At 74.8% G+C, this 22,245-nt stretch carries 19 protein-coding genes, 1 pseudogene and 1 riboswitch; of the genes and pseudogenes, 10 read left to right on the plus strand and 10 right to left on the minus strand.

The genetic code is table 11. The features are described 5' to 3' along the window. Positions 1-69 precede the first annotated feature (69 nt). Positions 70-327, minus strand: coding sequence for a hypothetical protein (locus IE267_RS38340; protein ID WP_189766455.1), 258 nt, complete (start codon positions 325-327; stop codon positions 70-72). A gap of 53 nt (positions 328-380) precedes the next feature. Between IE267_RS38340 and cbiE the strand changes: the two genes are divergently transcribed. Further along, complete coding sequence (gene cbiE, locus IE267_RS38345) at positions 381-1,649, plus strand: precorrin-6y C5,15-methyltransferase (decarboxylating) subunit CbiE (RefSeq protein WP_189766456.1); 1,269 nt, start codon at positions 381-383, stop codon at positions 1,647-1,649. Continuing rightward, entirely contained in the window at positions 1,646-2,389 is a 744-nt protein-coding gene (gene cobM / locus IE267_RS38350; RefSeq protein ID WP_167158675.1) for a precorrin-4 C(11)-methyltransferase, read from the plus strand. Before cbiE ends, cobM begins: the two co-directional genes overlap by 4 nt. 10 nt (positions 2,390-2,399) lie before the next feature. Here cobM and IE267_RS38355 read toward each other — a convergent pair whose 3' ends face one another. Next, the gene (locus IE267_RS38355; RefSeq protein WP_189766457.1) at positions 2,400-3,575 is read right to left on the minus strand and encodes a cobalt-precorrin-5B (C(1))-methyltransferase; all 1,176 of its coding nucleotides are present in this window, start codon (positions 3,573-3,575) and stop codon (positions 2,400-2,402) included. 36 nt (positions 3,576-3,611) lie between these two features. Here IE267_RS38355 and IE267_RS38360 point away from each other — a divergent pair, with 36 nt between their 5' ends. Then, positions 3,612-4,358 carry a cobalt-precorrin-6A reductase gene (locus IE267_RS38360; protein ID WP_167158677.1) on the plus strand — a complete coding sequence of 249 codons (747 nt, stop codon included), beginning with the start codon at positions 3,612-3,614 and terminating at the stop codon, positions 4,356-4,358. 22 nt (positions 4,359-4,380) lie between these two features. Here the strand turns inward: IE267_RS38360 and IE267_RS38365 are convergent, their stop codons facing one another. The 3 genes from IE267_RS38365 to IE267_RS38375 all read right to left on the minus strand — a co-directional run bounded on the left by IE267_RS38365 (position 4,381) and on the right by IE267_RS38375 (position 7,911). Beyond that, positions 4,381-5,886, minus strand: a complete 1,506-nt coding sequence (locus tag IE267_RS38365; RefSeq protein ID WP_189766458.1) for a precorrin-2 C(20)-methyltransferase — start codon at positions 5,884-5,886, stop codon at positions 4,381-4,383. Beyond that, the gene (locus IE267_RS38370; protein ID WP_100579545.1) at positions 5,883-6,524 is read right to left on the minus strand and encodes a precorrin-8X methylmutase; all 642 of its coding nucleotides are present in this window, start codon (positions 6,522-6,524) and stop codon (positions 5,883-5,885) included. Before IE267_RS38370 ends, IE267_RS38365 begins: the two co-directional genes overlap by 4 nt. A 67-nt stretch (positions 6,525-6,591) precedes the next feature. Continuing rightward, on the minus strand, positions 6,592-7,911 hold the full coding sequence (locus IE267_RS38375; RefSeq protein WP_189766465.1) for a ferredoxin-like domain-containing protein: 1,320 nt from the start codon (positions 7,909-7,911) through the stop codon (positions 6,592-6,594). Positions 7,912-8,222: 311 nt separating this feature from the next. Further along, positions 8,223-8,308, plus strand: a riboswitch (cobalamin riboswitch). A 91-nt stretch (positions 8,309-8,399) separates the two neighbouring features. On the opposite strand from IE267_RS38375, the gene cobN reads away from it, so the two are divergent. Then, positions 8,400-12,029: a cobaltochelatase subunit CobN gene (cobN, locus tag IE267_RS38380; RefSeq protein ID WP_189766459.1), complete on the plus strand. Its 3,630-nt coding sequence runs from the start codon at positions 8,400-8,402 to the stop codon at positions 12,027-12,029. Between the two features lie 79 nt (positions 12,030-12,108). Here the strand turns inward: cobN and IE267_RS38385 are convergent, their stop codons facing one another. After that, a complete protein-coding gene (locus IE267_RS38385) occupies positions 12,109-13,767 on the minus strand; it encodes a sigma-70 family RNA polymerase sigma factor (RefSeq protein ID WP_189766460.1) in 1,659 nt (552 codons plus the stop codon). Positions 13,768-13,965: 198 nt separating this feature from the next. Here IE267_RS38385 and IE267_RS40565 point away from each other — a divergent pair, with 198 nt between their 5' ends. Then, positions 13,966-14,298 (plus strand): hypothetical protein, encoded by a 333-nt coding sequence (locus tag IE267_RS40565; protein WP_373304651.1) that lies wholly within the window; start codon positions 13,966-13,968, stop codon positions 14,296-14,298. Between the two features lie 71 nt (positions 14,299-14,369). Here the strand turns inward: IE267_RS40565 and IE267_RS38395 are convergent, their stop codons facing one another. After that, complete coding sequence (locus IE267_RS38395) at positions 14,370-14,972, minus strand: RBBP9/YdeN family alpha/beta hydrolase (RefSeq protein ID WP_189766461.1); 603 nt, start codon at positions 14,970-14,972, stop codon at positions 14,370-14,372. A gap of 167 nt (positions 14,973-15,139) precedes the next feature. On the opposite strand from IE267_RS38395, the gene IE267_RS38400 reads away from it, so the two are divergent. The 5 genes from IE267_RS38400 to IE267_RS38420 all read left to right on the plus strand — a co-directional run bounded on the left by IE267_RS38400 (position 15,140) and on the right by IE267_RS38420 (position 20,862). Beyond that, positions 15,140-16,258 (plus strand): Dyp-type peroxidase, encoded by a 1,119-nt coding sequence (locus tag IE267_RS38400; protein ID WP_167158683.1) that lies wholly within the window; start codon positions 15,140-15,142, stop codon positions 16,256-16,258. 697 nt (positions 16,259-16,955) lie between these two features. After that, entirely contained in the window at positions 16,956-18,128 is a 1,173-nt protein-coding gene (locus IE267_RS38405; protein ID WP_189766462.1) for an NAD(P)/FAD-dependent oxidoreductase, read from the plus strand. 32 nt (positions 18,129-18,160) lie between these two features. After that, the gene (locus tag IE267_RS38410) at positions 18,161-18,475 is read left to right on the plus strand and encodes a (2Fe-2S)-binding protein (RefSeq protein WP_189766463.1); all 315 of its coding nucleotides are present in this window, start codon (positions 18,161-18,163) and stop codon (positions 18,473-18,475) included. Between the two features lie 207 nt (positions 18,476-18,682). Then, complete coding sequence (locus IE267_RS38415) at positions 18,683-20,107, plus strand: FAD/NAD(P)-dependent oxidoreductase (RefSeq protein ID WP_229861665.1); 1,425 nt, start codon at positions 18,683-18,685, stop codon at positions 20,105-20,107. A gap of 47 nt (positions 20,108-20,154) precedes the next feature. Then, entirely contained in the window at positions 20,155-20,862 is a 708-nt protein-coding gene (locus tag IE267_RS38420) for a GntR family transcriptional regulator (RefSeq protein ID WP_167158690.1), read from the plus strand. 105 nt (positions 20,863-20,967) lie between these two features. Here IE267_RS38420 and IE267_RS38425 read toward each other — a convergent pair whose 3' ends face one another. The 3 genes and pseudogenes from IE267_RS38425 to IE267_RS38435 all read right to left on the minus strand — a co-directional run. After that, entirely contained in the window at positions 20,968-21,303 is a 336-nt protein-coding gene (locus IE267_RS38425) for a MerR family transcriptional regulator (protein WP_161249623.1), read from the minus strand. A gap of 199 nt (positions 21,304-21,502) precedes the next feature. Beyond that, positions 21,503-21,811 carry an SCO5918 family protein gene (locus IE267_RS38430; protein WP_167158692.1) on the minus strand — a complete coding sequence of 103 codons (309 nt, stop codon included), beginning with the start codon at positions 21,809-21,811 and terminating at the stop codon, positions 21,503-21,505. A gap of 89 nt (positions 21,812-21,900) precedes the next feature. Beyond that, positions 21,901-22,245: pseudogene (locus IE267_RS38435) on the minus strand (DEAD/DEAH box helicase); the annotation flags it as partial.

Raw genomic sequence — 22,245 nt, forward strand, 5'->3', positions numbered from 1 at the left:
CGCGCCAAGTCGCCCTTGGGTAGCGGTACTTGGCAGACTGGCATTGGTCTGGACCAAGCCGCAAGAGGGCTACGCCTTCCGGTCGGGCGTCGTGCGGTCGGCATCCTGCGGGGTGGCCACCGGGCGTATCGCCAACCCGAAGGCCCGGTACGGCTCGTAGAGACGTGTACCGGCGTGGTCCAGGGCCTGGGCCAGGACGATGCCGGTGAGGGCGCGGAAGGCGCCCGCGGCCGGCCGCACAAGGGCCGCAGGTGGAGGCGGGTTCGAGGGGCGCGGGGAACCGCGGGCGGGGCCGCGGGGGCGGGCCACCCAGGGCGGGAGGGGCATGGGCCCGGACAGTAGAGTGCGGGTCCAGACGCCGCCCGACCCCCGAGGTATCCGTGAACCACCCCCGCACCCCGCACCCCGACGTCACCGTCGTCGGCATCGGGGCCGATGGATGGGGCGGGCTCGGGGGCGCCGCCCGGGCGCTGCTCGGGGCCGCCGAGGTGCTCGTGGGAGGGGCGCGGCAGCTCGCGCTCCTGCCGAAGGACGCGTGCCGCGGGGAGCGCGTCGCCTGGCCCTCGCCCCTGCGGCCCGCGGTGCCGGAGCTGATCGCGGCCCACACCGGGCGCCGCATCGCCGTTCTGGCCAGCGGTGACCCCATGTTCTACGGGATCGGCCGCACCCTCACCGAGGTGCTCGGCACCCCGCCCCGCGTCCTCCCGCACCCCTCGTCCGTCGCCTACGCCTGTGCCCGGCTCGGCTGGGCCGTGGAGGAGACCGAAGTCGTGACCGCCGTCGGGCGGCCCCTCCCCCGGGTCGCCGCCGCCCTGCACCACGGCCGGCGCCTGCTGGTGCTCAGCGCCGGAGCCGGCACCCCCGCCGAGGTCGCCGCGCTGCTGTGCGACCGCGGGTTCGGGCCCAGCCGGATGTGGGTGCTCGACCAACTCGGGTCCGAGGACGAGCAGTGCCGGGACGGCGTCGCCGAGGCCTGGGACGAGCCCGCCCACGACGCGCTCAACGTCGTCGCCGTCGACTGCCGCCGCGCCCCCGGCGCCCCCCGGCTCGGTGCCGTGCCGGGTCTGCCCGACGCGGCGTACGAGCACGACGGGCAGCTCACCAAGCGGCACGTCCGCGCCGCCACGCTCGGCGCGCTCGCGCCCGCGCCCGGCGAGCTGCTCTGGGACATCGGCGGGGGCTCCGGCTCGATCGCCGTGGAGTGGATGCGTACGCACCCGTCCTGCCGGGCCTTCAGCGTCGAGCGGGACCCGGTTCGCGCCGACCGCATCCGGCGCAATGCCGAGCGGCTCGGTGTGCCCGGCCTCGGGGTGGTCCTCGGCGGTGCGCCCGGTGCGCTCGGTCAACTCCCGCCCCCCGACGCCGTGTTCATCGGCGGCGGGCTCACCGCGCCCGGGCTGCTGGACGCCTGCTGGGACGCGCTGCCCGTCGGCGGGCGGCTCGTCGCCAACACCGTCACGATCGAGTCCGAGGCGCTGCTCGCCGAGTGGTACCGGCGTCACGGCGGCGACCTCGTCCGGCTCGCCGTCGCGCACGCCGTGCCGGTCGGCACCTTCACGGGCTGGCGCCAGGCTATGCCGGTCACCCAGTGGGCGGTGGCCAAGGCCGGACCCGTCCCCCTCAACCCCCCTCCAGGAGACGACAGATGACCGTGTACTTCATCGGCGCGGGGCCCGGTGCCGCCGACCTGATCACGGTGCGCGGCGCCCGTACGCTCGCCTCCTGCCAGGTCTGCCTGTACGCGGGCAGCCTGGTGCCGCGCGAGCTGCTCGCGGAGTGCCCCGAAGGCGCCCGTCTCGTCGACACCGCGCAGCTCAACCTGGAGGAGATCACCGGGGAGCTGGTGCGCGCCCACGAGGCGGGCCACGACGTGGCGCGGCTGCACTCGGGCGACCCGTCGGTGTTCAGCGCGGTCGCCGAGCAGATGCGGCGCCTGGACGCGGCCGGGGTGCCCTACGAGGTCGTGCCGGGGGTGCCCGCGTTCGCCGCGGCGGCGGCCGCCCTCAAGCGGGAGCTCACCGTGCCGACCGTGGGCCAGACCGTCATCCTGACCCGCGTCGCGCAGCGCGCCACCGCCATGCCCGAGGGCGAGGACCTCGCGACCCTCGGGCGCAGCGGCGCTCTGCTCGTGCTGCACCTCGCCACCGGATACGTCGACCGTGTCGTCGAAGAGCTGCTGCCGCACTATGGGGCCGACTGCCCCGCAGCCGTCGTCGCCTTCGCCTCACGGCCCGAGGAGGTCGTGCTGCGCGGCACCCTGTCCGACATCGCGGGACAGGTGAAGGACGCCGGGATCGTGCGGACCGCCGTCATTCTGGTGGGGCGGACGCTGGGCGCGGCCGAGTTCCGGGACAGCCATCTGTACTCCGCCGACCGCCACCGCTGCTGAGGACGACGGCTCACGGGCCCGCCGGCTCGCTCCGGCCCACCACGTTGCCCGCCCGGTCGATGCAGATCACGTCCACCGTCACCGGCGCCCCGCGCAGCACGGACAGCGCCTCGTCGCGGGCCCGCGCGGCCACCAGGTCGCCCAGCCGGACGCCCGCCGCGGTGCACAACTGCAGTGCTGCCAGGCCCGTGTTGGCGTCCGCCACCTCGGCCGCGAGCGCCTCGCTCGCGCCGCCCCGGCGGGCGAGCTCGGCGAGGAAGGGCTTGTCCACCTGGGAGCGGGCCGAGTGCAGGTCGAGATGGCCCGCGGCCAGCTTCGACAGCTTGGCGAAGCCGCCGCAGATGGTGAGGCGGTCCACCGGATGACGGCGTACGTACTTGAGGACCGCGCCCGCGAAGTCGCCCATGTCGAGCAGGGCGTCCTCCGGCAGGCCGTGTTCCGCGACGACCGTCTTCTCCGACGTCGAGCCCGTGCAGCCCGCCACATGGGTGCGGCCCGCCGCCCGCGCCACGTCCACCCCGCGCCGGATCGAGTCGATCCAGGCCGAGCACGAGTACGGCACCACGATCCCGGTCGTGCCCAGGATGGACAGACCGCCCAGGATGCCCAGGCGCGGGTTCCAGGTCGAGCGGGCGATCTCCGCGCCGTGGTCCACCGAGATGGTGATCTCCACGTCCCCCGGGGCGCCGTGCCGTTCGGCCACCAGCGCCACGTGGTCGCGCATCATCTGGCGCGGCACCGGGTTGATCGCCGGTTCGCCCACCGGCAGCGGAAGGCCGGGGCGGGTGATCGTGCCCACCCCTTCGCCCGCCCGGAACACCACGCCCGAGCCGGGCGGAAGCAGCCGTACCGTCGAGCGGACCAGCGCGCCGTGGGTGACGTCCGGGTCGTCGCCCGCGTCCTTCACCACCGCCGCCATCGCATAACCGGCGGCCCCCTGCCCGGCGGCCCCCCGCCCGGCGGCCGGCTGCGCGGGGGCCAGTTCCTCGGCGGCCAGCGCGAACGCGGGGGTCTGGCCGCGCGGCAGCGTGATCGTCACCGGATCGGGGAAGTCGCCGGTCAGGAGCGCGGTGTACGCGGCCGTCGTGGCCGCGGTCGCGCAGGCACCGGTCGTCCAGCCGGGGCGCAGCCCGGTGTGCTTGAGTTGGGCGCCGCGGCCACCCTTCGCCTCACTCACGGAACTCATGGCCCTCGGCCTCACTCACGAACGGAACCCGATCCTGTGCACGTCTTGATTCTGGGGGGTACGGGCGAGGCCCGTCGGCTGGCGGGGCTGCTGTGCGACGCCGAGGTCACCTCACTGCGCGTGACGAGTTCGCTCGCCGGACGGGTCGCGGAGCCCCGGCTGCCGCCCGGCGAGGTCCGCGTCGGCGGGTTCGGCGGGCCCGAGGGGCTCGCCGCGTGGCTGCGTGCGCACGCGGTGGACGCGCTCATCGACGCCACCCACCCTTTCGCCGGGACGATCAGTTTCAACGCGGCGCGGGCCGCCGCCGAGGCCCATGTTCCCCTGCTCGCGCTGCGCCGGCCCGGCTGGGTCCCCGGCGCGGGCGACCGCTGGCATCCGGCGGGCTCCCTGGAGGAGGCCGCCGCCCTGCTGCCCGCGCTCGGCCGCCGCGTCTTCCTCACCACCGGACGCATGGGCCTGGCGGCCTTCGCCCGTCTCGACGCGCTGTGGTTCCTCATGCGGTCCGTGGACGCGCCCGAGCCGCCCTTCCCGGCCGCGATGGAGGTGCTGCTCGACCGCGGTCCCTTCACCCTCGAAGGGGAGCGGGAGGTGCTGCGGACGCACCGGATCGACGTCCTCGTCACCAAGGACAGCGGGGGCGCGGCCACCGCGCCCAAGCTCGCCGCCGCCCGCGAGGCGGGGATTCCCGTCGTCGTGGTACGCCGGCCGCCCGTGCCGGACGGGGTCGAGAGGGCGGCCACCCCCGAGGAGGCGGCCGCCTGGGTGCGCCGGTTCACCGGGTGACCCCGTCCGGACGGTCGGTGGCTCAGCCCTCCGGGTAGCGGCGCGGGGTCCAGACGATCTCCTCGCCGTCGCCGCGCCGGACCGTGCGGGTCTGCGACGAGCCGACGAGCAGGATCGTGCGCATGTCGACCTCGGCCGGGTCCAGATCGGTCAGGCGCACGATGCGGACCCGCTCGGTGGGGCCGCCCACGTCCCGGGCGACCACGACCGGGGTGTCCGGCAAGCGGTGCTCCAGGAGCAGCTCGCGGGCCTTGGCGACCTGCCAAGTGCGGCTCGTGGAGCCGGGGTTGTAGAGCGCGAGCACCAGATCGGCGGAGGCCGCCGCGTCCAGCCGCTCCGCGATGACGTCCCACGGCTTGAGCCGGTCGGAGAGCGAGATCGTCGCGTAGTCGTGGCCGAGCGGGGCGCCCGCGCGGGCGGCGGCCACGTTCGCCGCGGTCACCCCCGGCAGGACCCGCACGGGGACCTGCGCGTACTCGGGCTGCGAGGCGACTTCGAGTACGGCGGTGGCCATCGCGAAGATGCCCGGGTCGCCGCCCGACACCACGGCAACCCGCCTGCCCCGCATGGCCAGTTGGAGGGCGAACTCGGCGCGCTCGGACTCCACCTTGTTGTCCGAGCCGTGCCGCAGCTGCCCGGGACGCTCCGGCACCCGGTCCACGTACGTGGTGTAGCCGACGATGTCGTCGGCGGCGGCGAGGGCGCCGCGCGACTCGGGGGTCAGCCACAGCGGCCCGGCCGGACCGGTGCCGACGACCACGACCTCGCCGCGCTCACGCACGGGCGGCGTGGCGTCGATGCGGCTCGGCAGCACCGCGACGGAGAAGTACGGCACCGACTCGGCCTCGATGTCGGCGAGCCGGCCCGTGCGCTCGCCCGCCATGGTGGCGCGCTCCACGTACCGCGCCTCGTCCAGGCGCCCCGAACGCTCAAGTGCCCGGCGGACCTTGGTGAAGGTGCGGCCCAGCTTCATCACCACCGCCGAGTCGGTGGCGGCCAGCCGTGCGGTGAGCTCCTCCTCCGGCAGCGTGCCGGGCAGGATCGTGAGCACCTCCTCGGCCTCCACCAACGGCTCCCCGAGCCGGGCGGCCGCGGCGCTCACCGACGTCACACCGGGGATCACCTCGGTCGGGTAGCGGTGTGCGAGCCGCTTGTGCATGTGCTGGTACGAGCCGTAGAACAGCGGGTCGCCCTCGGCGAGCACGGCGACCGTGCGGCCCGCGTCGAGGTGCTCGGCCAGGCGCGCCGAGGCCTCCTCGTAGAAGTCGTTCAGGGCGCCCCGGTAGCCGCCGGGATGATCGGTGGTCTCCACGGTGAGCGGGTAGACCAGCTTCTCCTCGATGTGGTCGGCACGGATGTGCTTCGCCGCGATCGAGCGCGCTATGGAACGGCCGTGCCGCGCCGAGTGGTACGCCACCACGTCCGCCTCGGCGATGGCCTCCACCGCGCGCACCGTCATCAGGGACGGGTCGCCCGGCCCGAGGCCGACTCCGTAGAGACGGCCGGCCGTGCTGCTGTTCTCGCTCATTCCGCCTCGCTCGCGATCGCGTTGAGGGCGGCCGCGGCGATCGCGCTGCCGCCGCGCCGGCCCCGTACCACCAGGTGTTCCAGGCCCGAGGGGTGCGCGGCGAGCGCGTCCTTGGACTCGGCCGCGCCGATGAAGCCGACCGGTACGCCGATGACGGCCGCCGGACGGGGGGCGCCCTCCTCGATCATTTCGAGCAGCCGGAACAGGGCGGTGGGCGCGTTGCCGACGGCCACGACCGCGCCGTCGAGCCGGTCGCGCCACAGCTCAAGGGCGGCGGCGCTGCGCGTGGTGCCGAGCTTCGCGGCGAGGTCGGGCACCGACGGGTCGTTCAGGGTGCACAGCACCTCGTTGTCGGCGGGCAGCCGCTTGCGGGTCACCCCGCTGGCGACCATCCGCGCGTCGCACAGGATCGGCGCGCCCGCGCGCAGCGCCTCGCGGGCCCGGGCCACGACGCCGGGCGTCCAGCCGAGGTCGCGGGTCAGGTCCGTCATGCCACAGGCGTGGATCATGCGGACCGCGACCTGGCTCACGTCGGCGGGCAGCCCGCCGAGGTCCGCCTCGGCGCGGATCGTGGCAAAGGACTGGCGGTAGATCTCCGCGCCGTCCTTCTCGTAGTCGAACACTGTGCTCTCGCTCATCTCGTCGTGGTCCCCGTCGCCGGCGTGCCCGTTGTCGCTTTCCTGTGTGTGCCGGCTGGTGCGGCGCTCATCGTCCGCCGCCTCGCGCCCGGCCGATGGTGTCCGACAACTCGCCTTCTCCATACGGCAGTTGCTGCTCGGCCGCGCCGCTCCGTGCCGTCACCGTGTAGCGGCCGTCGGCGGTCGCGGTCACGTCCACCCAGTCGCCGTGCGGATGCCCGCAGCGGCGTTCGCACCCGGACCAGTAGACCGGCAGGCCGCCGGTGCCCGGCAGGGCGTCGCGGCGGACGTCGGCCAGCGCCTTCGCGCAGCCGGGCCGCCCGGTGCACGCCCCGACCCCGCTCCACGGGGAGCCGGGGCCGGTGATGAACCCGGCGGCGCCGAGGTCTCCCAGCCGCTCGTGGGCGCCGCGCTCGTCGAAGCCGGGGACGACGAATCCGCGCCACGGCGTGATCCTGACCTCACCGCCGGGGCCGGCGAGCGCCCGCAGCTGCGCGCTGGTCACCCGGCCGAGCACGGGCGCCACGAGTACGGCGTACGTGCCGTCGGGGCCGGGCGCGACGCCGGGCCGCGGGGCGCTCGCGGGCACCGTCCGCGGTACGGGGGCGGGCTCGGCCGGGATGCCCGCGCGGGCCAGGGCGGCGGCGAGGTCCACCTCGTGGCCCCGGGGCAGCTCGCGCACCCGCCAGGCGCCGGTGCCCGCGGAGTCCGCGGCGGCGAGGAAGGCGCGGGCGGCGGCGAGGGCGGCGCGGGGGGCGTCGGCGGCGGCCACGCGCAGGGGGGCCGCCCCTCCGGTCCGGACGAGTGCCGCACCCTCCCCCTGTGCGAGCAAGGTCACATCGCCGCCGAGGCCGGTGACGTCGCCGCGGCCGTCGTCCAGGGCGAACAGAAAGCGCCCCGACAGGGCGGTGGTCCAGTCCTGGGCGCACAGCAGCGCGTCCAGCTCGCGCAGCCAGGAGTGCAGGCCGCCGTGGCCGAGGCCGTCCAGGCCGGCCAGCGGGGACGCCACGATGTTGCGTACGCGCTCGTGCCGCTCGGAGGGCAACAGGGCGGTGTGGCGCAGGAGTTCGGCGAGGCCGTTGCCGCAGTGGTCACCGATGCCGCGGAGCTCGGTGTTGCCGCGCGAGGTGATGCCGAGGTGGCCGTCCCCGTACCGCTCGGCCGCGACGGCCAGCGCCTCCACCTGACGGTTCGTCAAGATGCCGCCGGGCAGGCGGAGTCGGGCCAGTTTCCCGTCGTCGGCGGTGTGCAGCCGGAGGGCGCCGGGGCAGGCGTCGTCGCGGTCCCGCACGACGGGGCCGGGCGCGACTTCGCCCGGGGTGCCCCCTATGGGGGGTTCGCCCTGGTTGGGGGGTGTTGAGGAGGGGGGCGGCATGGCGGCGAGCATACCCAGGGGGGAGGCGGTGGCCACGCCGGGAGTGGTCCGGGTGCCGGTCGGCTGCCGGGGCGCCGCCCCGGACCCCGTTCGCGCCTCGGCGGCGCGCGGGGCTGTGACATGTGCGGCTCCGCCGCGTGGGCGCGACCAGCCCCGCACGGTCCGCAGCCGAACGCACACGAGCCGCTCCCCGCCCCGGGAGGGTCCGCACCCCCCCCGCACCCCCCGGGCCGGAGGCCCCCGCACCCCCAACCACCCCGCGCCCAGAAGCGCGGGCGACCGGGGTAGCTACTATGCAGGCGGCGCCGGCGACGGCGGCAGGGGAGGAAGCCCGGTGGGAATCCGGCGCGGTCCCGCCACTGTGAGCCCGGACCGAGGTCAGCTCGGAGACCGGGTGAGTCAGGAACTCCCCCTCCCAGGCCAGGGAAGCCTCCCCGGCTCGGGAGACCCATTCCGACACCACCCGGGGCGCGGACACCCCGAGGAAGGCCTGACGCCGCATGCTGCACACGTCCGGGGAGCCCGCAGAGGACCCCCGCCCCATCCTGCTCCTGTCGACGTCCGACACCGACCTGCTCTCCGCCCGCGCGGCCGACGGCCCGGTGCCCTACCGGTTCGCGAACCCGTCCCGCCTCGCGCTCGACACCCTGCCCGCGCTCCTCGACGGCGTCGGCCTCGTCGTCGTACGCCTCCTCGGCGGCGTGCGCGCCTGGCAGGACGGCCTGGACCAGCTGACCGCGAGCGGCCTGCCCGTCGTCGTCCTGACCGGCGAACAGGCCCCGGACGCCCAGCTGATGGCGGCCTCCACCGTGCCGGTCGGCATCGCCGCGGAGGCGCACGCCTACCTCGCGCACGGCGGCCCCGCCAACCTCGACCAGCTCGCCCGGTTCCTGTCCGACACCGTGCTGCTCACCGGCCACGGCTTCGAGCCGCCCGCGCCCGCCCCGTCCTGGGGCCCGCTGGAGCGCACCGCCCGACCGGTCGAGGGGCCCGTCGTCGCGGTGCTCTACTACCGCGCCCACCACATGAGCGGCAACACCGCCTTCGTGGACACCCTGTGCGGCGCGATCGAGGACGCCGGGGGCCGCCCGCTCCCGCTGTACGTGTCCTCGCTGCGCGACCCCGAGCCCGCGCTCATCGACGAGCTGCGCGCCGCCGACGCCATCGTCACCACCGTCCTCGCGGCCGGCGGCACCAAGCCGGCCACCGCCTCGGCGGGCGGCGACGACGAATCCTGGGACGCGGGCGCGCTCAGCGGCCTGGACGTACCGATCCTGCAGGCGCTCTGCCTCACCGGCTCGCGCAGCGCCTGGGAGGAGAACGACGAGGGCGTGTCGCCGCTCGACGCGGCCAGCCAGATCGCCGTCCCCGAGTTCGACGGCCGCCTGATCACCGTGCCGTTCTCCTTCAAGGAGATCGACGCCGACGGCCTGCCCGCCTACGTCGCCGACGCCGAGCGCTCCGCCCGCGCCGCCGGGATCGCGGTCCGTCACGCCCGCCTCAAGCACATCCCGGCCGCCGACAAGCGCATAGCGCTCGTGCTCTCCGCGTACCCGACCAAGCACTCCCGCATCGGCAACGCCGTCGGCCTCGACACCCCGGCCAGCGCCGTCGCACTCCTTCGCCGACTGCGCGCCGAGGGCTACGACTTCGGCCCCGAGGACGAGATCCCGGGCCTGGTCTCCGGCGACGGCGACGAGCTGATCCGTGCCCTCATCGACGCGGGCGGTCACGACCAGGACTGGCTCACCGAGGAGCAGCTGGCCGCCAACCCGGTCCGCATCCCGGCCGCCGACTACAAGCGCTGGTACGCGACGCTGCCCGAGGAACTGCGCACGAACGTCGAGCAGCACTGGGGCCCGCCGCCCGGCGAGATGTTCCTCGACCGCTCCCGCAACCCCGAGGGCGACATCGTCCTCGCGGCCCTGCGCCGCGGCAACCTGCTGATCCTCATTCAGCCCCCGCGCGGCTTCGGCGAGAACCCGATCGCGATCTACCACGACCCCGATCTGCCGCCCTCGCACCACTACTTGGCGGCCTACCGCTGGATCGCGGCGAGCGCCGCCGACAGCGGATTCGGCGCCGACGCGATGATCCACCTGGGCAAGCACGGCAACCTGGAGTGGCTGCCCGGCAAGAACGCGGGCCTGTCCGCCGCCTGCGGCCCCGACGCCGCACTCGGCGACCTGCCGCTGGTCTACCCGTTCCTGGTCAACGACCCGGGCGAGGGCACCCAGGCAAAGCGCCGCGTGCACGCCACGCTCATCGACCACCTCGTGCCGCCGATGGCCCGCGCCGACTCCTACGGAGACATCGCGCGCCTGGAGCAACTCCTCGACGAGCACGCCCAGATCGCGTCCATGGACCCCGCCAAGCTCCCCGCGATCCGCGCCCAGATCTGGACCCTGATCCAGGCCGCGAAGCTCGACCACGACCTCGGGCTCGAAGACCGCCCCCAGGACGAGGGCTTCGACGAGTTCATCATGCATCTCGACGGCTGGCTCTGCGAGATCAAGGACGTCCAGATCCGCGACGGCCTGCACGTCCTCGGCAACGCACCGGCCGGCGCCGACCGCGTCAACCTCGTCCTCGCCATCCTGCGCGCCCGCCAGATCTGGGGCGGCACCACCGCCCTGCCAGGACTGCGCGAAGCCCTCGGCCTCGACGAGTCCGCCGCCACCCGCACCAGCGCCGACGAGGCCGAGGAACAGGCCCGCGCCCTGGTCCAGTTGATGGACGACGCCGACTGGGACCTCGCCGCGATCCCCGCCGACCAGCCCCAACAGGTCCGCGCCATCCTGGAGTTCGCCGCCCGCGAGGTCGTGCCGCGCCTCGCCGCGACCACCGCCGAACTCGACCACACCGTGCACGCCCTGAACGGCGGCTTCGTCCCGGCAGGCCCCTCGGGCTCACCGCTCCGAGGCCTGGTCAACGTGCTGCCGACCGGCCGCAACTTCTACTCCGTCGACCCCAAGGCCGTCCCCTCCCGGCTCGCCTGGGAGACCGGACAGGCCCTCGCCGAATCGCTGGCCAACCGCTACCGCACCGACAACGGCGACTGGCCGACCTCGGTCGGGCTCTCCCTGTGGGGCACGAGCGCGATGCGCACGGCCGGCGACGACGTGGCCGAGGCCATGGCGCTGCTCGGCGTCCGGCCCGTCTGGGACGACGCCTCCCGCCGGGTCACCGGCCTGGAGCCCATCCCGCTCGACGAGCTGGGCCGCCCCCGCATCGACGTCACCCTGCGCATCTCGGGCTTCTTCCGCGACGCCTTCCCGCACACCATCGGCCTGCTCGACGACGCGGTGCGCCTCGCCGCCTCCCTGGAGGAGCCCGCCGAGCAGAACTACGTCCGCGCCCACACCCAGGCCGACCTCGCCGAGCACGGCGACGAACGCCGGGCCACCACCCGCATCTTCGGCTCCCGCCCCGGCACCTACGGCGCGGGCCTGCTCCAGCTCATCGACTCCCGCGACTGGCGCACCGACGCCGACCTCGCCGAGGTCTACACGGTCTGGGGCGGTTACGCCTACGGCCGCGAGCTCGACGGGCGCCCGGCCCGGGACGAGATGGAGACGGCGTACAAGCGGATCGCGGTCGCGGCGAAGAACACCGACACCCGCGAGCACGACATCGCCGACTCGGACGACTACTTCCAGTACCACGGCGGCATGGTGGCCACCGTCCGCGCCCTGCGCGGCACCGCCCCCGAGGCCTACATCGGCGACTCGACGCGCCCCGAGACGGTCAAGACCCGCACCCTGGTCGAGGAGACCAGCAGGGTCTTCCGGGCCCGGGTCGTCAACCCCAAGTGGATCGAGGCGATGCGTCGCCACGGCTACAAGGGCGCCTTCGAACTCGCCGCCACCGTGGACTACTTGTTCGGCTACGACGCCACGACCGGCGTGGTCGCCGACTGGATGTACGACAAGTTGACCGAGACGTACGTCCTGGACCCGGCCAACCGCGAGTTCCTCCAGAACGCCAACCCCTGGGCCCTGCACGGCATCGCGGAACGCCTCCTGGAGGCCGAGTCCCGCGGCATGTGGGCCAAGCCCGACCCGGCCGTGCTCGAAGCGCTGCGGCAGGTCTACCTGGAGACCGAGGGCGACCTGGAGGACCAGGACTGAACGGGTAGGAACGGTGTACGGACGCACAGGGGCGGGCCCGGGTCGCGAAGACCGGGCCCGCCCCCGTACGTCGGCGGTATCAGCTCCGGGTGCCGAAGTCCTGGGTCCACCAGGGGCCGCCGGACCCGTAGTGCACACCGATGCCGATCTCCTTGTACCCGCAGTTCAGGATGTTGGCGCGGTGGCCGGGGCTGTGCATCCAGGAGTCCATGACGGCGGCCGCGTCCGCCTGGCCCCGAGCGATGTTCTCGCCGTACGAACTCCACTGGTACCCGGCTGCCGTGATGCGCTCGCCGGGGCCCGCACCGCTGGGGTCGGTGTGGTCGAAGAAGTTCTGCGCGGCCATGTTCTCGGAGTGCTTGAGGGCGGCGTCGTAGAGCTTCGGATTGCTGGTGAGCGCCGAGCAACCCGCCTTGCTGCGCTCGGAGTTGACGAGATCGAGCACCTGCTGCACGGCGGCCGGGGTGCCGTCGTCCGGGCCGGCCGGCGCCCGCTTGGTGCTGGGCGCGGGCCTGGGCGGTGCGGCGTGCGTGGGCGACTTGGTGGCCGGGGGCGGGGAGGGGTGCTTGACCGGGGCGCTCGGCGACGGCGAACTGCTCGCCTTGGTAGGGGAGTTGGAGGCGGACGGGCTCGGTGACAGGGGCCCGGTGCTGAGGCCGTCGGCGCTGGCGGCGTCGGTGGTGGTGAGAGGGGCGTCCGCGACGGTCCGGGACGAGTCCTGGCCGGGGTCGGTGACGAAGCGGTAGGCACCGCCGAGGGCCGCGACGGCGGCGAGCCCGGCGATGACGGCGGCCGCCCGGCGCCGTCGCCGCGTCCGCCGGTCGCGCCGGTCGCGTCGGGAGGCGGGGGCCCGCCGCCGGCCCGCGGCGTGGGCGCCGTGCGCGGCGCGAGGAGAGGGCTGGGTGGCGGCGGTCGCGTGGGCGGTGGTCTCCAGGGCGGGCGCCCGGCCGCCCAGAACCGCCAGCAGACCGGCGGTGGCCGCTCCCACCGGGACCAGGGCGAGCCCGACGAGTAGCCCCTCGGCGGGTATGAGCCCGCTCCAGTGCCCGGAGCAGACCGCGCAGGTACGGGCATGGCGGGCTATGCGCTTGCGCCACAGGGCCGACGGCACGCCGTCCCAGGACAGGGCGAGCCCGTACAGCTCGCCACAGCGCTCGATCCCGGCCAGTGCCCGCACGACGACCCGGGCGGTCTCCAGCTGGCCCTTCATGCGCTGGACGCGTACGGCGGCGTGCTCGGCGCTCAGGTCGAGCGCCGAGGCGACCTCGCCCCGGCTGAGTACGCCCGCCGCCTCCAGCCACCACAGCGAGAGCAGCGCCCGGTCGTCGGGCTCCAGCCAGCGGGTGGCCTCGGTGACCTCCTTGCGCTGCCCGGACAGACCGAGCCGCACGATGGTGAGATCGACGAAGTCGGCGCCCGGGTCGGCCAGGTCGTGGGCGTCCTGGAGCCCGCCGTCGACGGGGGTGCGGCGGTGGCCCTGCCAGTACCGGCGGATCTCGTTCATGGTGACGGCGACGAGCCACGACCGGAAGGCCGCGGGCTCGCGCAGCGAGCCGAGCCCGTCGAGCATCCGCAGCAGGCTCTCCTGCACGACGTCGTCGACGTCGGCGTGCCCGCCCAGCGCCCGCCCGACGATGTTGTACACGAGCGGCAGATACCCGGCGACGAGCTCGTCGCGCGCCCGCTGATCCCCGTCCCGGGCCGCGACGACCACCGCGGCTATCTGTTCACTGATCACGCCTCGTCCACTCTCCCGGAGCACCGAACCTAACTGACCCGACGGAGAGGAGAACAGGGTGACGGTCGGCGGATAACAGAAAACGGATGACAGATATCGACCGCGCCCACCCGCATACCGGGCGCCACCTGCCGGTCCGGGTGGTGCGACGGGTGTACGTGAGCCGTGTCACTCCCGCGCGGGCGTACGCTCCGACGCATGAGTGACATCCCCGCGCCCGAGGCGGAACGGCCGCCCGAGCCGGAACGGCCGCATGAGGCCGCGCCGGTTCCGGCAGCCGTCCCCGGGGCCGTGCCGGGGGCCGTTCCGGGGACGGTGCCGAAGCCGACGCCGATGCCGCCCCCGACGCCGGACATCACGTACACGCAGTGCAAGCGGTGCGGTACGGAGCTGGCCGGGCTGGACGGGCGGTACTCGTGCGGGGTCTGCGGCTGGTCCAACCACTGGTCGGAGGGTCACCGCCCGCTCCCCCGCGCCGAGGACGACCCGGACGCACCGCCCACGCCGGTCAATCCGCTGGGCGAGCAGTAGCGAGCAGTGGGGGAGCGGTACGGGAGCGGCAGGGGGAGAGGCGGGCGGAGGGGTGGGGGAGCAGTGCCGGTTCAGGCCGCCGTGTCGGGGGCCGGGGCCGGGGTGGGCGTGAGGTCGGGGGTGTGGGCAGGCGGGAGCAGGGAGTCGAGAAGGTCCCGGCCCTCCTCCCAACTGCCCAACAGGCTCCCGGAGTTGATGTGCCCGATGGGTCCGGCCAGATGGTGCTGGGCGCCCCACTGCGCGGCGAAGGCGGCGGAGGTCTCGGGGGCGCAGTACGGGTCGTTCGTGCCGGCCACCACCAGGGCGGGGATGGGCAGCGGGCGCGCCGACAGCTGGGTGAAGGTCGGTGCGGACCCGCTCGGGAACGCCGGGGACAGCGGGTCGGGCGGGGCCGCCAGGAAGGCGGCCGTGGCGGCGGGGGAGGGGCTCCGGTCCAGCCAGGTGGCCGCCGCCCAGCAGCCCAGGCTGTGGGCCACGAGCACGACGTGATCGTGCTTCCTGGATGCCTCGTCGACGGCCGACCCGACCGCCGCGACCCAGTCCTCCAGGTCCGGCTCGGACCACGAGTCGGGCGCCGTGCGCACCGCCGACGACCCCCAGTGCCGTTCCCATTCACTCTGCCAGTGGTGCTCGTCGGACCCGTCGATACCGGGAATGATCACGTAGCCGAACATGGCTTCCCCCCGCGCTGATCGCTCGCTGATCGCCTGTCGATCGCTTGCTGTCGCTGTGCTGCCCGTTGCTCTTCGTCTGCCGCTTACGGAGATCCCCGTACCCGGGCCGCCGCAGGTGTATCGTACCGAGCACTTCTCTCACGAAATGTACTGTTTTGTACGATGACTTGAGTGACCCGGGGTTCCGGCGCCGCGCGCTTCTCGCCACGCTTCCCATGGCCTTCGCGGCGAGCGGGTGCGAGGCCGCGGCGCCTCGGCGCGAGCGGGACCGGCGGCCCGTCCAGGGGCCCCCGCCCGGCCCCGTCCGGCAGCCCGGGGTGGCCGAGCCCCAGCAGCCGCACATGCTCTTCGTCTCCTACGACCTCACCCCCGGCACCCGGGGCGCCCCCGGGCGGGACGCGGTGCGGCGGCTGCTCGCGCGGTGGAGCGAGCTGCTCGCCGGGCTGGCGCCCGGGCCCACCGCGACCGTCGGCATCGGCCCCGGCCTGCCGGAGCGGCTCGGGGTTGGGGCGCCCGAGGGCCTGCGGGAGCTGCCCGCCTTCGCCGGGGAGCACCTGGACGTGGCGGCGGGGGGCGGTGAGATCGGCGTGCAGATCTGTGCGCGGGACGCGCGGGGGTGCGAGCGCCTGGCCGGGCTGCTCGCGGGAGCCGGAGCGGGGGTGCTGCGGCCGCGCTGGCGCCAGGCGGGCTTCCTGTCGGGCGAGCGCCCCGGCCCGCGTTCCGAACTCCTCGCGCCCCCGCGGGCGGGAGAGGCCTCGCGTGACCTGCTGGGCTTCAAGAACGGCACGTCGAACCCCACGGCGGCGGAGAACGAGCGCTGGGTGTGGCTGCCGCCCGGGGGGCGGTACGCGGACGGCACGTTCCTGGTGGTGCGGCGAATCCGGTTGCGGGTGGAGGAGTTCGGGCGGTTGCCGGTCGCCCGGCAGGAGCAGATCGTCGGGTGCCGCAAGGGGGGCGGGGAGGTGCTGTCCTCCGACCTGAACGCGCGCACACCGGAAGGGAGTTACGTCCTGCCCCTGGACGCCCACGTGCGCCTGGCCGGACCCGGGCCGGACGGCGGCGCCCGGATGCTCCGGCGGAGCTACTCCTACGAGAACAGCCCCGGGGACCGGGGCATGCTCTTCCTCGCCTACATGCGGGACCCCGCGCTGTTCGTACGGGTGGGGACCCGGCTGGCCGCGTCCGACGCACTCAACTCCTTTGCGGAACAGTACGGTTCGGCTCTGTTCTATGTGCTGCCGGGGGTGGGGGGGAGCGGCCGAGCACTGGGCAGCACGGTCCTGTAACCCTGGTCCCGCCCCCTTGGTGCGGCTTCGTACCGTGGTCGCTTCTCGCGCAGTTCCCCGCGCCCCTAAAAGCTTCGGTGCTGGCCGGCATCGGGCATTTCAGCCCGTCATGGGGGTCCCCCCTGGCCCTTGAGGCCTTGGGGGAGTTTGAGGACGAGCGCCGTTCAGGCGTGAACGGGGTCCGGGGCGGAGCCGCGAACGGGGGTGCAGGGGGCGGAGCCCCGATCGGGGGGTGCAGGGGGCGGAGCCCCGATCGGGGGGTGCAGGGGGCGGAGCCCCTTGCGGGGGTTCGAGGGGCGCAGCCCCTCAGCGGGTCTGGGGCGAAGCCCCAGGGCTCAGCTCATCCAACCCGCCGCACGGGATGGGGGTCCCCCCTGCTCATTAAGAGCTTGGGGGAGGGTCGGCAAGCCCCCCGGGGTCCGGGGCGGAGCCCCGAACGGGGTGCGGGGGGCGGAGCCCCTCAGGGGGTCTGGGGCGAAGCCCCAGGGCTCAGCCGATGCAACCCGCCGCACGGGATGGGGCTCCCCCCTGCTCATTAAGAGCTTGGGGGAGGGTGGGCAAACCCCCCGGGGTCTGGGGCGCAGCCCCAAGGGCCGGAACCATCCAACCCCGAGCGATGGGCAGGAGGGTGGGCAAGCCCCCCCCCGGCCAACTCCTTGGCACACGCGGTGCCATGTGAAATATTACCGGGGTGGTCATGACAAGCACCCCGGACGTCATCGTCGTGGGCGCCGGCATCGTGGGCGCCGCCTGCGCCCACTACGCGGCCCGCGCCGGCCTGAGGGTGACCGTCCTCGACCGGGGCCCCGTGGCCGGCGGCACCACCGGCTCGGGCGAGGGCAACCTCCTCGTCTCCGACAAGGCCCCCGGCCCCGAACTGGAACTCGCCCTCAAATCGGCAGAGTTGTGGCGGGAGCTGGCCGAACGCCTCCCGCACGGGATCGAGTACGAACCCAAGGGCGGACTGGTCGTCGCCTCCGGTGAGGCGGCCCTGACCGCGCTGCGCACCTTCGCGGCGGCGCAGGAGAAGGCGGGCGTGACCGTACGCGACGTGGCGGCCGACCGGCTGCCCGACCTGGAGCCGCACCTGGCTCGCGGTCTCGCGGGGGGCGTCCACTATCCCCAGGACGCCCAGGTCATGCCCGCCCTCGCCGCCACGCATCTGCTGCGCGCGTCCGGCGCCGAGGTCCGGCTCGGGCAGGAGGTGACGGGCCTGCTCACGGGTCCCGGGGGTGCGGTACGCGGCGTACGGACCGCATCCGGCGTGTTCCACGCGCCGTACGTCGTCAACGCCGCCGGCACCTGGGGCGGCGAACTCGCCCGGCTGGCCGGGGTGTTGCTGCCCGTATTGCCCCGTCGGGGCTTCGTCCTGGTCACGGAGCCGCTGCCGCGCGTGGTGCGGCACAAGGTGTACGCGGCGGACTACGTCGCGGACGTGGCCAGCGACTCGGCCGCGCTCCAGACCTCGGCGGTGGTCGAGGGGACTCCGGCGGGGCCGGTCCTGATCGGCGCGAGCCGCGAACGGGTCGGGTTCGACCGCGCCCTTTCGGTACCGGCCCTGCGGCGGCTCGCGGCCGGGGCGACCGCGCTGTTCCCCGTGCTTGCGGGGGTGCGCGTGATCCGGACGTACGCGGGGTTCCGGCCGTATCTGCCGGACCACCTTCCGGCGATCGGGACGGATGCCCGGGTGCCGGGGCTCCTGCACGCGTGCGGGCACGAAGGGGCGGGGATCGGGCTCGCCCCGGTGACGGGCCGGATCATCGCGGACTGCCTGACCGGAGCCCAACCGCCGGTGGACGTCCGCCCGTTCGATCCGGCGCGATTCGAGGGCGGGACCGGGACCGGGGCCGGGGCGGGGGCCGGGGCATGAGGCGCCGGTGGCGGTCGGCAAAGGAGGACGTGGTGGCCCGAACCCCCGGTGAGCTGGCCGGGGCCCGGCCCGGGCCCGCGTTCGAGATCACGGTGGACGGCCGGGCGGTGTCGGCGCTGCCGGGGCAGACCGTCGCGGCCGCGTTGTGGGCCGCGGGCGTTCTGACGTGGCGAACGACCCGTGGAGGTGGAAGGCCTCGGGGGGTGTTCTGCGGGATCGGGCAGTGCTTCGACTGCCTGGTCACGGTCAACGGCGTGGCCAATCGGAGGGCGTGCCTCGTGGCGGTGGGGCCCGGGGACGAGGTCAGGACGCAGGAGGGGGAGGGGCGTGGGGAGCTCGCGGTGTGAGCGGGGTCCCGGAGCGGGTGCGGCTCCGCCGCGCCCCGGTGCGGGCCGTGCCTGGCCGGTCGCCCGGTTCCCCGCGCCCCCGCGGGAGTTGACGTCGGCCGGGGTGGGCACGACGCTCCGCGCATCCCCAACTGAGCTGATTCGAGGCGGAGTTGTGGAGATGGGGGCGTTTTCCGTGAGCTCGGCGGTGTTGGTGTGGTGACCGGGGTGTTCGACCTTGTGGTGGTGGGGGCGGGGCCCGCCGGGCTGGCCGGGGCCGGGACGGCGGGGGAGCTCGGGCTTCGGGTCGCGCTGCTGGACATGGCGGAACACGTCGGGGGACAGTTCTACCGGCAGCCCGCCGCCGGGCTCGGGGCCGCTCGGCCCGAGGCGCTGCATCATGACTGGGACGCGTTCGTCGCGCTGCGGAAGCGGCTCGCGGCCGGGCGGGTCGAGCACCTCGGGCGGCACCATGTGTGGGCCGTCGAGCGGGGCGCGGACGGTGATTGGGCCGTGCACGCCGTCGTCGGGGACGACGGGGGTGACGGGCGGCCCGTGCGGGTTCGGGCGCGGGCCGTGTTGCTCGCCGCCGGGGCCTATGAACGCCAACTTCCCTTCCCTGGCTGGACGTTGCCGGGCGTCGTGGGGGCCGGTGGTGCGCAGGCCATGCTCAAGGGCGGGCTCGTGCTGCCGGGGAAGCGGGTCGTCGTCGCCGGGAGCGGGCCGCTGCTCCTCGCCGTCGCGTCCTCGCTCGCCTCGGCCGGGGCCGAGGTTCCGGCCGTGATCGAGGCGTCCGGCTATCTCGGCTATGCCCGCCACCCCCGGGCGCTCGCCGTCAACCCCCGCAAGCTCGCCGAGGGCCTGACGCACGGCGCCGCCCTGTTGCGGCACCGGATCGCGCTGCGTACCCGCAGCGCGGTGACCGAGGCACACGGCTCCGAGCGCGTCGAGGCGGTCACCGTCTCCCGGCTCGACGCGCGGTGGCGGCCCGTGCCCGGGTCCGGGCGGCGGATCGCCTGTGACGCGCTCGCGGTCGGCCACGGGCTCGTCCCCGGGATCGAACTGGGCACCACCCTCGGCTGCGGCACCCGGACCACCGCCGACAACACCCTGGCCCTGCACCTGGGTTCGGGGCAGGAGACCTCCGTGCGGGGGGTCTGGGGGGCCGGGGAGGTCGGTGGTGTCGCGGGCGCCCAACTCGCCTGCATCGAGGGAGAGTTGGCTGCCCGCTCCATCGCCGCGCGGCTCGGTCGTGACCCCGGCCCCGAGGGGCGCGTGCGGCAGTTGTCGTCCCGCCGCACCCGGCTGCGTACCTTCGCCGAAGCCATGGCCGCCACGCACGCGCCGGGGCCGGGCTGGACCGGCTGGCTCTGCGACGACACCGAGGTGTGCCGCTGCGAGGAGGTCACGGCGGGCCGCGTCCGCGAGGCGGTCGCCGACCAGGGTGCCCGGGACGCCCGTACCGTCAAGCTGTTCACGCGGGCCGGCATGGGCTGGTGCCAGGGACGGATGTGCGGGGCGGCGGTGTCCTGCCTCGCCGGGGACGGCCAACCGCCCGCACAGCGGCGCCCGTTGGCGGTTCCCCTCACGCTCGGGGCGCTGGCCGGCCAGGGGCCCGAGGATGCCTCGGAACCGAGCCAGTCGCAAACGTAACGTGACATTGTACTCTGGGTCTCCGCTCGGTACGGAGGAACAGCAGCATGGGACACCTGAAGCAGAGCAAGGTCATCACCACCACCGAGCGGCTGCGCGACCAGGTCGCCCACGCGCTGCGCGCCGCGCTCATCTCCGGCGAGCTGCGCCCCGGACAGGTCTATTCGGCGCCCGGCCTCGCCGAGGAGTTCGGGATCTCCGCGACCCCCGTGCGCGAGGCCATGCTCGACCTCGCCCGGGAGGGCCTGGTGGAGCCGGTGCGCAACAAGGGCTTCCGGATCACCGAGGTCAACGAGCGCGACCTCGACCAGTACACCGAGATCCGTGCGCTGATCGAGGTCCCGATGATCGGCCGGATCACCCGCAGCGCGGACCGCGCGGACCTGGAGGCGCTGCGGCCAGTCGCCGAGGAGATCGTGCGCGCGGCCCGCGACCACGACCTCATCGGCTATCTGGAGGCCGACCGCCGCTTCCACCTCTCGCTGCTCGCCCTGTCCGGGAACGAGCGCCTGGTGGAGACCGTCGGCGATCTGCGCAAGCGCTCCCGCCTGTACGGTCTGACCGCGCTCGATCAGCGCGACGAGCTGATCCCGTCGGCCGAGGAGCACATCGAGCTGCTCGACCTCATGCTGGCCGGTGACGCCCGGGCGGCCGAGAAGTGCATGACCCGCCACCTCGGCCACGTCCGCTCGCTGTGGGCGAGGAGCGAGGCCGCCGAACCGAAGCCCAAGCGCCGCCTGGGCGCAACCCGCTGAACCCCGCCGGGCCCCCGCCGTTCACGCGCGCGCCGGCCCGGTCCGCGCGATCGGGCGGGGGCGACGGCTCGACCGGTCCGGGGGTGCCGGGGACGGGGGCGGCGGTCAGTGGGAGCCGGGGTCCTTGTCGGCCGCCGCCCGGTACTCCGCGTTGAGGCGCTGGGCCTCCTCCAGCTGGTCCTCCAGGATGACGATGCGGCAGGCCGCTTCGACGGGGGTGCCCTGGTCGACGAGCTCACGGGCGCGGGCGGCGATGCGCAGCTGGTAGCGGGAGTAGCGCCGGTGGCCGCCTTCGGAGCGCAGCGGAGTGATCAGGCGGGCCTCGCCGAGGGCGCGCAGGAAGCCGGGGCTCGCACCGATCATCTCGGCGGCCCGGCCCATCGTGTAGGCGGGATAGTCGTCGTCGTCCAGTCGACCAGTGAGCGGGCTGTCCGCTGTCATGTCACCTCTTTCGCACCGCGTCGGGGGTTCGCGGTGCCTTGCGGGACCGCGGGCCCGAGGGGAAATTCAACACCATCGGGTGCCCCGGGTGCCGCGCCGACCGGCTGGGGCGGCGAACACGGGCACACGACGAGGGCCCCGCCGGTGTCCCGGCGGGGCCCTCGTGGTGATCGCGTGCGGTGGTGTGCCCGGTTCCGGGTCAGGCCAGCGCGCTCACGCCGAGCATCTCGGACGCCGCTTCCAGCGGGGTCAGGGTGCGGGCGGGCGCGGCCTGGGGCAGGCCCTGGCAGGTGAAGCCCAGGCGGGTCATGGCCCGGGTCACCTCCTGGGCGCTGAAGTCGCGGCGGTCCTGCCGAGTGATGACCTCGCCCACCTGCTTGACGGGGTAGTGACGGCGTCCGATGAGGACGGAGTCGCCCTCGACGGGCTCGGGCTTGATGCCCTTCATGGCGGCCACCACTTGGGCCTTGGAGAGATCGAACGGGAAGCGGGCGATGACGCAGCGCATGATGCCTTCCAAGGCTTGGGGGGTGGACCGACCGGGTGTGCGGTCGGCGGCCGGGGCGCGAACGCCCCGGTGCGGTGCCGGGTGCGGGCTCAGGCGGCCGTTCCGGACTGGCGGGGCTCGGCGGCGCGGGCGGGGCGGGCGGCGCGCCGGTCCTGGGACGGGCGGCTGCGGCGGCCGCGCGAGGAGGAGGCGGAGGCGCTCCGGCGGGGGCGCTCCACTACCGGTGCCTTGATGGTGACCGGGATGCCGGAGGGTGCCTGGGCACCCGTGATACGGGTCAACTCCTCGTCGCCCGAGCGCACTTGGGTGGTCTGCGGCACGATGCTCGCGTTGACCATCAGGCGGCTCATCTCGCGGCGCTGGTTGGGCGTGACGAGGGTGACGACGCTGCCGGACTCGCCCGCGCGGGCGGTGCGGCCGCCGCGGTGGAGGTA

Source organism: Streptomyces xanthochromogenes (genome assembly GCF_014650455.1).
GTDB lineage: Bacteria > Actinomycetota > Actinomycetes > Streptomycetales > Streptomycetaceae > Streptomyces > Streptomyces xanthochromogenes.